Annotated in this window: 15 protein-coding genes; 6 read left to right on the top strand and 9 right to left on the bottom strand. The window is 34.2% G+C overall.

From position 1 onward, the window contains the following. The first annotated feature begins 3 nt into the window (after nt 1-3). The 6 genes from smpB to CVT17_RS03570 all read left to right on the top strand — a co-directional run bounded on the left by smpB (nt 4) and on the right by CVT17_RS03570 (nt 4,200). Nucleotides 4-456 (top strand): SsrA-binding protein SmpB, encoded by a 453-nt coding sequence (gene smpB, locus CVT17_RS03595; RefSeq protein WP_107770551.1) that lies wholly within the window; start codon nt 4-6, stop codon nt 454-456. A gap of 8 nt (nt 457-464) precedes the next feature. Beyond that, nucleotides 465-1,061, top strand: a complete 597-nt coding sequence (locus CVT17_RS03590; protein WP_107858705.1) for a thioredoxin — start codon at nt 465-467, stop codon at nt 1,059-1,061. Nucleotides 1,062-1,123: 62 nt separating this feature from the next. Further along, nucleotides 1,124-1,558, top strand: a complete 435-nt coding sequence (gene flgB, locus CVT17_RS03585) for a flagellar basal body rod protein FlgB (protein WP_107770527.1) — start codon at nt 1,124-1,126, stop codon at nt 1,556-1,558. A gap of 8 nt (nt 1,559-1,566) precedes the next feature. After that, nucleotides 1,567-2,067, top strand: a complete 501-nt coding sequence (gene flgC, locus CVT17_RS03580) for a flagellar basal body rod protein FlgC (RefSeq protein WP_107770528.1) — start codon at nt 1,567-1,569, stop codon at nt 2,065-2,067. Beyond that, nucleotides 2,067-2,360: a flagellar hook-basal body complex protein FliE gene (gene fliE, locus CVT17_RS03575; RefSeq protein ID WP_021090507.1), complete on the top strand. Its 294-nt coding sequence runs from the start codon at nt 2,067-2,069 to the stop codon at nt 2,358-2,360. The genes flgC and fliE overlap by 1 nt, the downstream gene beginning before the upstream one ends. 7 nt (nt 2,361-2,367) lie before the next feature. Then, nucleotides 2,368-4,200: a peptidoglycan D,D-transpeptidase FtsI family protein gene (locus CVT17_RS03570; RefSeq protein WP_085657837.1), complete on the top strand. Its 1,833-nt coding sequence runs from the start codon at nt 2,368-2,370 to the stop codon at nt 4,198-4,200. Nucleotides 4,201-4,312: 112 nt separating this feature from the next. Here the strand turns inward: CVT17_RS03570 and CVT17_RS03565 are convergent, their stop codons facing one another. From CVT17_RS03565 to CVT17_RS03525, 9 genes are all read right to left on the bottom strand, one after another. Beyond that, entirely contained in the window at nt 4,313-4,813 is a 501-nt protein-coding gene (locus tag CVT17_RS03565; protein ID WP_223154470.1) for a hypothetical protein, read from the bottom strand. 54 nt (nt 4,814-4,867) lie between these two features. Then, nucleotides 4,868-5,242: a fatty-acid--CoA ligase gene (locus CVT17_RS03560; RefSeq protein ID WP_223154653.1), complete on the bottom strand. Its 375-nt coding sequence runs from the start codon at nt 5,240-5,242 to the stop codon at nt 4,868-4,870. Between the two features lie 57 nt (nt 5,243-5,299). After that, the gene (ccsA, locus tag CVT17_RS03555; protein WP_107858706.1) at nt 5,300-8,395 is read right to left on the bottom strand and encodes a cytochrome c biogenesis protein CcsA; all 3,096 of its coding nucleotides are present in this window, start codon (nt 8,393-8,395) and stop codon (nt 5,300-5,302) included. Nucleotides 8,396-8,440: 45 nt separating this feature from the next. Continuing rightward, the gene (locus CVT17_RS03550; RefSeq protein WP_084040670.1) at nt 8,441-8,998 is read right to left on the bottom strand and encodes a c-type cytochrome; all 558 of its coding nucleotides are present in this window, start codon (nt 8,996-8,998) and stop codon (nt 8,441-8,443) included. Between the two features lie 93 nt (nt 8,999-9,091). Then, nucleotides 9,092-10,321 (bottom strand): major outer membrane protein, encoded by a 1,230-nt coding sequence (locus CVT17_RS03545; protein ID WP_107858707.1) that lies wholly within the window; start codon nt 10,319-10,321, stop codon nt 9,092-9,094. Between the two features lie 266 nt (nt 10,322-10,587). Continuing rightward, entirely contained in the window at nt 10,588-11,025 is a 438-nt protein-coding gene (locus tag CVT17_RS03540) for a hypothetical protein (protein ID WP_107770531.1), read from the bottom strand. 133 nt (nt 11,026-11,158) lie between these two features. Then, a complete protein-coding gene (locus CVT17_RS03535; protein WP_107858708.1) occupies nt 11,159-11,746 on the bottom strand; it encodes a hydrogenase-4 component G in 588 nt (195 codons plus the stop codon). A gap of 82 nt (nt 11,747-11,828) precedes the next feature. Further along, nucleotides 11,829-12,263 (bottom strand): Dps family protein, encoded by a 435-nt coding sequence (locus CVT17_RS03530; protein ID WP_021090517.1) that lies wholly within the window; start codon nt 12,261-12,263, stop codon nt 11,829-11,831. A 150-nt stretch (nt 12,264-12,413) separates the two neighbouring features. Beyond that, entirely contained in the window at nt 12,414-12,791 is a 378-nt protein-coding gene (locus CVT17_RS03525; protein ID WP_021090898.1) for a rhodanese-like domain-containing protein, read from the bottom strand. Nucleotides 12,792-13,100: the final 309 nt, after the last annotated feature.

Below are 13,100 nucleotides of genomic sequence, written 5' to 3'. Positions count from 1 at the left end.
TTGATAAAAGATCTAGCAAAAAACAAAAAAGCCCTGCATGACTTTAGCATACTTGAGACCTTTGAAGCTGGCATCGTTTTAAAAGGCAGCGAAGTCAAGGCTCTAAGGGCTGGTAGAGCAAATTTAAAAGATAGCTTTGTGCGCATCATAAAGGGCGAGCTTTTCTTACTAAACGCCCACATTAGCTATCTTGAGACTACACATAGCGCATTTCGTCCAAATGAGCGAGCAGCCAGAAAACTTTTGATGCATAGAAAGCAGATTGATAAAATTTTCGGTCAAGTCTCACAAGATGGACTAGCACTGGTTGTTTTAGCACTTTATCTAAGTGATAAAAATATCGTAAAAGCAAGGCTCGCCCTTGCAAAAGGTAAAAATTTACACGATAAACGCGAGACTTTAAAAAGACGCGAGGCAGACAAAGAGGCAAGAGCTGCCATAAAAAGATATGTTTAAGGGATAAGATGAAAAATTTACTCGTTTTAATAATCACTTTATTTGCTTTTTTTGGTTGTGGCGATGATGAAAGCAGTAGTGTAAATTTTAAAGAATTTAGCCCAAATGAAGAAGTTAAACTTGTAGATGTAAGCGGTAAAGAGCTTACTTTAGTTCGAAAAGATCACGGCTTTGCTATCAAAAATGATGAAAATAAGGTTTTAATGATCGATATTTTTGGTACATTTTGCCCGCCTTGTCAAAAAGAGGCAGCTGAGCTTACAAAATATCAGCTTGAAAACAAAGATAAATTTACACTAATTGGACTAACTCATTTTGAAAATGTCACAAATGAGTATGTTTTACACGAATTTATGCAAAAATTTAACGCCTACTACTTCATAACAAACGATCAAAAGATAAATGACAGACTTGCCGAGCAGATCGTAAGAGACATCGAATATAAACACGAGATCGCACTACCTTTTAAGGTCGTGATAAAAAATGGCGAATATCAAATTTTAACAGACGTAGATAGCGGACAATACGGGGTAAAATACTATCTTGGTGGTATAAAAGTCACAAAAATGAAAGAAGATCTGGCAAAAATTTATGAGACAAAATAAATTTGCCCTATATTTGGAACATCGTTTGCTTATAAAAATATGAAATTTCATAAGGATTTTAAATGTTTGTTTTAGATAAATCAAAATCTAGCCCACTTGTTGAATCAGCTCTTGCAGGCAGAGAACTACGCCAAAAACTAATCTCTGGTAATCTTGCAAACGTTGATACACCATTTTATAAAGCTAGAGATATAAGATTTGAAGATGTTTTAAAAGAAAAAGCAGATGAAATTTACAACGTTTCAGAGAGTAAAAAACTAAATTTAGCTAAAACAAACGAAGCACACATGGCTGCGGTTGATTTCCCAAAAAGCGACACAGCTCAAATTTTCTTGCGTGATGGTCACATGGCTAGAAACGACGCAAATACAGTCGATCTTGATGTTGAGACAACAGAAATGGGTAAAAACACAGTTATGATAAACGCCCTTGATAGCGCCTACAAGGCTCAAGGCAATATCTTTAAAAGCGTAATAGACGCAAGTGCTAAGAACTAGGAGAGATGATGTCATACTTAAATGATTTTGATATTAGCGGATATGGACTAAGCGCGCAACGCTTCAGGATGAATGTCATCAGCTCAAACATAGCAAACGCTCAAACTACAAGAACGGCTGAAGGTGGCCCTTACAGAAGGCAAGAGGTCATCTTTAAAGAGATGAACTTTAATAAAATTTTAAACGATCAGCTTAAAAACTCACAAAGTCTACTCGAGTATGAAAATCCACTCGACGACCCAAGCTCACCAAGAAACGCTCACCCTGCCCTAACTAGCGTGATCGTGGATAAAGTGGTGCGTGACGATAAGGACTTTCAGCTAAAATATGACCCGAGCCATCCAGACGCAAATGCAAATGGCTACGTCGCATTTCCGAATATAAATCCGGTCATTGAGATGTCTGACCTACTTGAAGCAACAAGGGCATATCAAGCAAACGTGGCAGCCTTTCAAAATGCAAAAACAATAGCACAAAGTGCGATATCACTTATTTCAGGACAAGCATAATGATAAATAGTATAAATTTAGACAAAATAAATAAAAATGAAAATTCAAATAAAATAGCAAAAGCAGGCGAAGAAGGTGGCTTCGAAAATGCTCTAAACGACTCTTTAAAAGAGCTAAATAAAGTCCAAATCAATGCAGATAAAGCCATAGCCGATCTTGCAACTGGCGAGGTAAAAGATCTTCACCAAGCTGCTATTGCGATAGGCAAAGCAGAGACTAGCATGAAGCTTATGCTAGAAATTCGCAACAAAGCACTAAGTGCTTATAAAGAAATTTCTAGAACACAAATTTAAGTCATTAATGAATTCCAGAAAATCAAAAATAACCATACTTTTTTTATTAATTACTTTTGGAATTTCAATATTTGTACTTGTCATATTTTATAGAGCAAGTATCGAGCGAAAGCTTCCTAGGCTTCAAACAAGCGATATAAACACAGCAATTCGTGGCAATATAATCACAAAAGATGGCTTTAGCATCTCTTCAAGCCAAAAACTCTACAAAGTGATGCTTGATACTAGAAATATTGATCCTAATAAAAAAGAGATGTTTATCAAGCTATATTCGCTTTACAGCGGCGACGATCCAAACAAAGTAAGAAAGATCATAAATGGTACAAAAGGCATCGTTACACTCTCATATAGTATTGATGCAAAGGGTGCTACCTACCTTCAAGAGCTCTCAAGAAAGCTAAATCGCAAGAGCATTTTGGTTTCATACCTTGATCCAAAAACAGGACTTGCTTCATTTCAGGGCATGAGAGTAATGGAGAGTGGACAAAATCGTAAATTTATGTCAAAAGACGCCCTCACACCAGCTATTGGCTACGTGAGCAAAACTGAAAGTGATGCACTTACAAAAAGTAAAGGTGTAAAAGGTCTTGAGAGATATTATGAAGATTATTTAGCTCCTATACAAAATGCAAAAATTTTAGGGCCTCGTGATATTGGAAATAATATCATTTTAACAAGCGACTCAAATTTAGCAACAAGAGTAGATGGCTACAATGCGGTGCTTTCTATACCGCTTAAATTTCAAACTAAACTAGAGCAAATTTTAGATGAAAAGCGTGAATTTCTAGATGCAAAAGAGTTAGTCATCTGCATAATGAATAGCAAAAATGGAGAAATTTTAGCCCTAGCTTCTAGCTCAAGGTATGATCCTTCGAATATAAGAAAGCAAGATTATAGCGCTCTAAATTCGACCGTTAGCGAATATGCTTATGAAGTTGGCTCAGTTTTTAAACCATTTATATTTTCTATCTTACTTCAAGAGAAGAAAGTAAATCCATTTGAGCTTGTAAATACCTATAATGGCCGATACCAACTTGGCAAAAGGATAATCAAAGATACCCATCCAGAGCCTTTTATGAGCGCTGAGGATATAATCGTACATAGCTCAAACATCGGTATGATTCAGCTTGTTGAGCGTTTAAATGGGCCACAAATTTATCAAGGACTTTTAAATTTTGGCTTTTCAAGAAAGACCGGCATAGACCTACCTTACGAGCAAGTAGGTATGATGCCAACAGTTACAAAGCTAAACTCATCGACATATAAGGCGACTGTGAGCTACGGATACGGCTTGCAAGCTACATTTATGCAACTTTTAAAAGCCTATAATACATTTAATAATAAAGGCATTGAAGTTACTCCTCACATGGTCGCCTACTTAGAGAGAAATGGAAAAAGATACGATTTGCCAAAGTCCGAGCCAGCTCAAGTTATATCACAAGAGACCGCAAAGATAATGAAGAGAATTTTAATAAAAACGGTTGAGAAAGGTACTGGACTAAAAGCCTTTACGCCAGGACTTGAGATAGGTGGCAAGACTGGAACTGCACACATTGCCTCAGGTAGTGGTGGATACAGCAATACCTACAATGGCTCATTTTTTGGCTTTGTAAATGACACAAGAGGCAATAGCTACACAATAGGCGTTTTAGCAAGGGATCCTAAAAGACCTTACTACTATTTCGGTGCTCAAAGTGCGTTGCCTATGTTTAAAAAAGCAGTTGATCTGATGATTGAGGATGGATATTTATTTCCTGATGCAAATGTAATAGCTGAGTTTGAAGCCAAAAAAGATAAGCTTAAAAACGATAAGACAAAACAAAAGCCTGCTTTGGACTAAAATTTTAAAAACAAAAAAGACCTAAAAACCAAGCAAAAAATAAATGTAAAAATTTCTCTTGCTTTTTGGCGTTTTCTCTAATTGCAAAACCTTTAATGCTCTTAAAATACTTTTAACTTCTAATAGCAATTAAATTATAAATAGAAAATCTAAACTGATCAAAAATTTTTAAGTCCTTAATATTTTTAGAGGTTATCTCTTTGTCATCTTTGTAGTTTTTTCCGCCTAAAAAGATTAGATAAATAAGTGGCGTAACATAATTAAACCTTAAGAAAAGCGCTACAATGCAATGAAAAAAGCCGTAGTTGTATCTGATACAAACATAAAAACCATAAATTATATAGGCCATCATTAGAATCAAAAAAGCATAGAATACAAAGCTTAAACCAGCATAATCTGAAATATTTAAAAAGCTACAAACTAAAATAAAAGCACTTACCAAAGTAGGTAATATAATGATTGGAAAAATTAGATGAAATCCGATTAGATCAAATTTACTCGCATAAACCTTTATATTATACCTACCTGCTGGGATTATCAAAAATATAGGCAATACGATTGAAAAGAAAATAAGAAATATCACATACATAGAATCAATATCATAAGAACTCATTTTTTATCCCAAGCTTGATTTTAAGATATTTCAACTACACTTTTTTGAATAAATTTATCTACGATTTTTGCGATTTTCTATGCCGATTTTTTCACTCTCTTCTATTTCGACAATGTAGCTTGGATTTTTCTTTTTAGCCTCTTTGTCTAAAAAACTAATGAGCTTTGCATCAGAATTTTTATGAGAGCAGATCAAAATTATGAAATTTATATAGTTGTTTGCCTCTTTTGGCATGACTTGGTTATTTTTAGCTGGTATACTAAAATTTCCTACAAAGATTTGAATAAGTTCGAAAAGCTCGTTTTTGCTTAAACTATTATCACCCGCAAGTTTTTCAAGCTTTTCGATCGTTATCTCTTCTTTTTCTAATACAAGCTCCTTTGTTTCGGTGCTATAATCCCTATTTCTTAAAAGTATATAGATTAACACACAAATTGCAATTAATAGCAATACAATAAAGAAAACTATTAGACCTTTTATTAGCATCTAAAGCCTTGAACAAAGTGATCGCTTTGTAAATGCCAAAATACTCATAAGCACCATTATCACGATACTAATCCAGACAAAATCAGGCACTGGTAATGGATCGCCAGCTGCATACGAGTGCATACCAGCTAAATAAAAATTTACGCCAAAATAAGTCATAATAATCGACCAATAAGCAAAGAATGAAGCCACTGCAAATGCATACTGGTTATTTAGCTTTGGAATAAATCTTATATGAAGAACTGCGGCATAAACAAGTATCGAAACTAATGCCCAAGTCTCCTTGCTATCCCAGCCCCAATATCTACCCCAACTCTCGTTCGCCCAAACACCGCCCAGGAAATTTCCAAGAGTAAGTAAACTAAGTCCTAGTATCATAGCCATCTCATTTATGCGGGTGGCTTCGAGGATATTGCGAGAAATTTCTGGATTTGGCTTTTTCTTATTTTGCAAAATGATAAGTAATAGAGTAAAGCCACCAAGTAACGCGCAAAGCCCTAAAAATCCATAACTTGCAGTAATGACAGAAACATGTATTGTTAGCCAGTAGCTTTGAAGCACTGGCACAAGTGTAGTGATCTGCGGATCCATCCAGCTAAGGTGTGCAACAAATAATGTAACACCAGCCAATATAGACGTAAGAGCAAGAGCGATAGGGCTACGTTTTGCAAAGACGATACCAGAAAATCCTAAAGCCCAAGCGATATAGACCATTGATTCATAAGCGTTACTCCAAGGCGCATGCTCAGCAATGTACCAACGAAGTCCAAGTCCAACAGTATGAGCAAGAAAAGCTAGTAAATTTACAATATATACAACTCTTACAATACCATTTATCTGAATATTTGGAGCTAGCATTTTAACAAAAACAAAAAATAAAAGTGCAAGGCCAGCCAAAAGATAAACCGGCGTCAATCGTTCAAAAATTTGAATTTTGTTAAACAAAATTTCTATATTTATCTTTTCTTCACTTGGCATTACAGCAGAGCCGTACTTTTGCTGATAGGCTGAAATTTTATCAAGTGCAGCATCAGCCTTACTCCAATCACTATCTTTTGTTGCCGCATCAACTGCTGCAAAATACTCTCTCATCATATTGATGACTAGATCGGCCTCCTTAGGCGGAAAGTACATCATTGCACTAGCAGGCGAATACCAAGAGTTTGATGGATCATCTTGTTTTGGAAAAATTTTAAAAATTTCACCAATAAATATCATATAAAAAACATTCAATCTCTCATCGATCTTGATTACGTCTTTATCAAACGTATTGCGCGATCCAGGGTGCTTGCGATTAGCAATTTCGGCAAATTTTGTGAGTTTATATTCACTTCCGCCATCTTTTGTGGCTCTAAAAAAATCATTAAAACTTGCATATTTCGCATTTTCATCTATGCCAAGCTCTTTTTTTAGTTCCTTGCTTTGTCCAAGTGAGATAATTTTTTCACTTCGCCAAAAATCAGGCGTTACCATTATTGAAAGCATCGCTTGATTCGAGTTTAGGCTATTTATGTTCTCGCTTCTATGTATTTTATTTAAAATTTCTTTGCTAAGAGTGTCAAATGGCTTCATTCTACCATCTGAGCTTTGCACAATAAGTCTAGCAAGCTTTTGTGTGTGCTCTTTGCTGATATTAGGCAAAAAGTCTTCAGCCTTTAATGAGCTAAAATTTAAACTTAAAAGCATAATGGCAATGATAGCAACAATCTTTTTACCGCCTTTTGTTGATTCATTATCGATTAACTTAGCTAGCTTTCTAAAACGACTACCAGGATTTACAACATTTAACACAAAGCCAAGCCCAAGCAAAAAGTAGCCGATATAAGTTGGTATCTTGCCTGGATCTTTATTGACAGAGAGAATGGTTCCTTTTTCATCTGTATCGTATGAACTTTGGAAAAATCTATACCCATCATAGTCAAGCACATGATTCATATAAATTTTATAGTCAAGCCCAGACATGTTTGTATCATCTTTTACAATAACTTCACTTGAATAGCTCATAGGCGAATTTGAGCCAGGATATCTTTTAAGCTCAAAGTCTTTTAAGTATAAGCTAAACGGAAGTTTAACTTGCTGTGCACCCCATGAAGCGTTAAATTTTTGTCCAGCCGCAGCCAAGCGTGAAGGCTCTGTTAGGTTATAAAAAATATGCATCTCTTTACTATCGCCTTTATAATTTAATTCAGCTATCAAGGCGTTAAATTCGCTATCTTTTGTGCTAACTAGCTTCCTTGAGGCATGAGCTGAAACTAATCTTGGAGCAAAATTTATATTTGAAATAGTATAAAGACTACCCATGCCAAATTCATTTACGCTACCAGCTTTTAACTCAGTTTTTGAGCTATCACTCATTGTAAATTTTGAAAGATCAGTATTTGAAGTAACTGTAAAATTTCCATCCACTAATTTAAAAAGCACATATTTTTTGCTTTCGTCTGGCTTAGCATTAAAGATAAAACTAATATCTGCAACTCTTGCTTCCTCTTCTTCTAACAAGAAGATTTCTTCACTTTCACTCTCGTTTGAAACCACAAATTCCACTACTGGTTGCCCGTTTTTATCATCCACAAACTTATAACTTGCATTTGGCACAAATTCTTTAAATTTTAAATTAGCTTCATTATCTGCTATTTTTAGCTTTAGATCAAAACCTTTTTTTGCATCAGAAATTCCTAGTGGCAAAGCAGCGTTTATCTCTTCTCCATTATCGTTTAATGCGGTTAAATTTAAATAGGATATTTTTGTCGTAACGATATTTGACTGAGTTTTTTCTCTTATATGCATATCAGCCTCAAAGCCAAGATATCTTGTTATACCAGCACCGATTAAGATAACGATAAAACCAAGGTGAAAGGTAAGCGAAGGGAGTTTTTTTGGATCGATTAAGTTATATCTAAAGATATTATAGGTCAAATTTATACCAAGCAGTAGTTGAATGATAGCAAACCAGCTGGCACCATAAACATAGTACCATGCAGCTTCTGTACTAGTTTTACTTTCTATTATCGTAGCGGCTCCGCTAGCTATGGCAAAGATTATCATCAAAACGATAGCTGAGCCCATACTTAAAAATAATGATTTTGGATTTAACATCTGCTTCCTTTTATTTATATTATGACAAAGCTATCAAAGTGAAAATTATCTTAAATAACTACCTTGCTTTGTTTGAGTAGAGACTGGTTTGTTTTCATTTGCGTCTTGTTCAGCAAATGCATCTTTGCCTTTTAGATAGGCAAGAATCGCACCAAGGTCATTATTTGAAAGAATTTTAGCTTGGTTTTGCATTACATTTTTACCGCTTCCACCGAAACTTGAGTCACTTCTATAAGAGATGATGCTATCTTCAATATCCTTAGCATCTATATTTTTTAGAGGCGTTGAACCAAATGGCCTTTTATCAGCATTCTCGCCATGACAGCTAGCACATTGCTTTTCATAAAGCTCCTTACCCAAAGAAACACTATATCTGCCCTTTCTATCAACGCCTAATTTTAAAATTCTATTATCTTTATAACGTCTTGGATCTTCATCAACATAGACATTTACTTTTTCATTTCTATCATTAGCCTGCTTTTTTGCCATTTCAGCAAGTTCTTTACCAAACTCACCACGAGCTTCTATATAGTAGACTTGTGAAGCTGCAAAGGCATTTGCCACCAAAAAACACGCCAAAAAAGAAATTTTAATACTTTTCATAATTTTCCTTGAAATTTTGCTCTAAATTTAAAAATCCCGGATCAGATTACTCCGACCCGGGATTATATCATAAGTTGATTAATGAGCTATGAATTAGAATGAGTATTTAGCTTCAAATCTGAATTTATCTTCTTTCTTTTTCTCATCATTATCTAATTTATGTGTTTGGAAAGAGTAGAATGAACTAAATTTCAACTTTTTGCTGTATTGATAAGCAAATCTTGGAACAAATTCTTCAACTTTATCTTTTGCATCTGGATTACCAGCACCAGCTGATGTTTTTTGAGTACCTTTTACATAGTCTAAACCAGCTGTAAATTTATCAAATGTATAAGCACCTGTTACGTAGAAGAAGTTACCTTTGCCTTCTGCATATGTCCAGTCAAATATATCTTCACCTGCGTCAATCAAGCTTCCTTGATCTTCAAATGAAAATGCTGATATACCTTTATCTTTAGATTTCCAACCGATATAACCACCAGCTAAATCAAAACCAAATAGTGAAGTTGAAAGTTCTCCAGCATAGAAGTTACCATCGTTATATCCTAGTTTGCTTTTTGCACTAGCATCAACTGTGCTATTTACATAGTTAAGTCTTGCACCCAAAGAAACATCATTAGTAATAGCAAAATTTGCTGAAACATCAGCAGCAAGTAGGTCAGCTAGGTTTGTTAAACTAGCATACCATAGTTGGAAATTTACTGGATCATATGAGCCAGCTATGCCAGCTGCATATAGATTACCAACATCATAACTGTCTAAAGAACCTGTTGCCTTCTTGTATAAATCACCATCAGCCCATTCACTAGAGATAGCATCAAATGCTAAAGCTGTAAGCGTAAGACCTTCAATGTCTTCATTTACTACTCTTACACCTGTACCAACTGCATCATCAGTAAAGTATGAACCAATGGCTTGTTTACCGGCTGTGATAGTTGTACCGCCAATTTTATAGCCAAGATAGAATTGATGAACATCAAATGTCTTTGTTGTATCTGTTTTATCTGTACCATCTGCTTGTCTTGTTTTAGCGTTATCACCTGAGCCATCAACAGAGTTATATCTTAAACCAATAACTCCAAAGAAATTATCATCAATAGCGGCTTTAAAGTTTGTAACCATTCTAAATTGATGATTAGCTTCGCTTTTTTTTGTAACATCACTTTGCTCTGTATCTTTATTGTGAGTATTTGTATATCTATATCTTGCAAATCCTGAAAGATCTACATTTTTTATAGCTTCTTCAAGTGGAGTAGCACTTGCTACGCTTGAAAACGCACCTAAAGCAACCAAAGTGGCTAAACTAATTTTTGTTAGTTTCATTTTTTCTCCTTTTAAGGTTTTGTGACAACGATTATAATCTATAAATTTTAATTTAAAGCTTAAAAAATCATAAAATTTTTAATTTTTGTTACCAATCGTTTACTGATTTTAACCAAAAAAGTATATTTTTGATAATTTTAACCTCAAAAACAGCATTTTTGGAAAAGGGAATAAAAAGAAAAAGGGGCTGTTGCTTTGCCCCTTAAAAGGAGTTCTAGTTTTGATTGCTGTTGAAATTATATAAGCAAGCAGTAAATCAACGGTAATTAAAAAGAAATTTTTTCCTCTTTTGGCACTTCGATATTTGTTTTTACATTTTTTCTTTTAATAATCACTTCATTTTGCGGCTTTTTTATACCATTATATAAGCCACTAGAGCCACCCTCTTTTATAAGAAGCATATCTATAAGTTTATCTGCATAAAAGGTTGCATAGACCAAGTCGCCTTTATCATAATAGTATCTATTTGCACAAAAATTTGCTTTATTAAGTTTATGGTTTTTTGTATCGCTCGCCACTATTTCATAGCAGTATTTTGAATCTTTATAAGTAACCTCTTTTATAAAACCTTTGATCGAGCTTTTTGCTGGTGTATTTTGTATGACCTGTCTTGGCTGTTTTCGCACTGGTGGGTTGTCCTCAAAAAATGAGCAACCCAAAAACATGATAGTAGTTGCCAGTGGAAGTAAAATTTTAGCTTTCATCTCTTCTCCTTAGTGTAAAACGGCAAAGTATAACTTTTAAGATTAAATAAATTTTGTGGGAAATTAAAGGCTTGTATTTAAATTTATATACACGATCATACAAATTTATCTTAGGCGAGCCTACCTAAGATAGTTAAGCTGAAACATTTAAAACGTTGCCGCCAAGCTCGGCGATCTTTTTATCAAGTGTCTCAAGGGTCTTTTCAATAGTCTTTTGAGAAATTTCAGGAAGCTCACCTCCCCAAATTTTCTTCGCATCCTCAAAACCCTTTGCTACACCCTCTCTACCAGCTTTTAGTTTTTCCACGTCATCGCCTGCACCATTTAGCACAAAGCTAGCTATCCTATCAGCCGTATTTGCGATACCAAAAAATCCATTCTCGCTAATAAGATCATTTGCCTCGTCACTAGTTAGCTCGTTTAAAGATTTACCATTATAGCCGATATTTGTAAGATCAAGGCCTGATAAAATTTCTGATAAATTTTTAGGCGCATTAAAGCTTAAGCCACCTTGAGCTAATAAATTTGAACTACTGCTTTTAACGATCTCTTTTTGATACTGCAAAAAGTAGCTATTTGAAATATCTTTGGCTGTTAAATTTGTAATTTCAGACTCTTTTTTAGAGATATCCTTTTCATCTTTATGAAGTGAAATTTCTGATTTTACATTTTCTTTTAGGCTTGAACTATTATATGAGTTTGCGATTTGAGAAATTTTCATTTTGGCTCCTTAAAATTTATAAAATCAATATCGCCAAAAAGTAGAATTTATTTAGATAGAGCGGGAAAACTCCCGCTAGTAGTTATTTGCTAAGTGTTGCGTTTAGCATCCAGATCGCTTTTTCAAATTTTGCGATTTGATCTTGTGCATACATTTGAGTTGTTGTATCGCCTTCTGCAAGCTCGTCAAGCTTTTTAAACTCGCCCAAAAGGTGTTTATAATCAGCCAAGACAATCTCTAAAACCTCAGTTGGAGTGTAAATTTCTTTTGGCTCGTGTTTGATATGAGTAACTTTTGCTAGCTCCTCAGCCTTGACGATAGGTCTGCCACCAAGCATAAGAGCTCTCTCAGCTGCATCGTCAAATATCTCACTCATATCTTCATAAGCTTTTTCTGTGTATTCATGAACGCTAAAAAATTGAATACCTTTTACATTCCAGTGAAGGTCGTGAAATTTAATATAAAGTGCATTTGCATCAGCCTGAATAACATTTAACTGTAAAATAACTTTTGACATTTTGTCTCCTTTTTTATTATAAATATGATAAAATTATATATAGTTAGAGTTAATCGGTGGTTAATCAAATAATAAATTTTATTATTTGATATAAAATTTGACTACAAAATAAATTTATCTTGTAGTCAATGTAGGATCACAAAAATTTATCTATTTTTTATAAGGTGTAGTTTTGTAGCCTTGCTCGATCAAACTGCTCATACCTCCATCTAAATTTATTATCTTAAGATCTGAGCTATCTATTGCTGCAGCTGCTGCTGTGCTTCTTCTACCACTTCTACAAACAAGAGCAATAGGTTTTTTGATATCAACTGCCTTTGAAAGCTCCTCTAAAAATGCACTCTTATCGTTTGGATTAAAAGTTATAGTCTTTGCACCTGCGATAACGCCAGTCTCTTGCCACTCAGATGGAGTTCTTATATCGATAATCTGATCATATTTTTTGATCTCATCTGGGCTTATATTAACGGTTTTAACATCAGCTGACAACATACAACAAACAGCTCCTAAAAGTAAAATTTTTTTCATCTACTCTCCTTAAATAAATTTTTGAAATGTTAGCACGGATTATTAAATATATAAAAATTTTTGTTGATAAAATTTATTAGTTTTGATAAAAATTAATAATATAACGTGTTAATAAAAACTAAATCTACTACAAATGCATCTATAGATAAACCGACTAGATTGATGAAAATATAGTCATTTACCATTACGCTTTTTATAAAATTTTCTTTGATTTTAGTGATCATATTTTTAAAAGTCTATTCTTTGTTTTTTATTTTACTCTATTTGCCGATCTTCATAAGAATATTTTTTATAAATTGCTATATCTTA

Origin of the sequence: Campylobacter concisus (genome assembly GCF_003048775.2) — a bacterium.
Classification (GTDB): Bacteria; Campylobacterota; Campylobacteria; order Campylobacterales; family Campylobacteraceae; genus Campylobacter_A; species Campylobacter_A concisus_I.
This window is presented reverse-complemented; position numbering and strand designations above follow the sequence as displayed.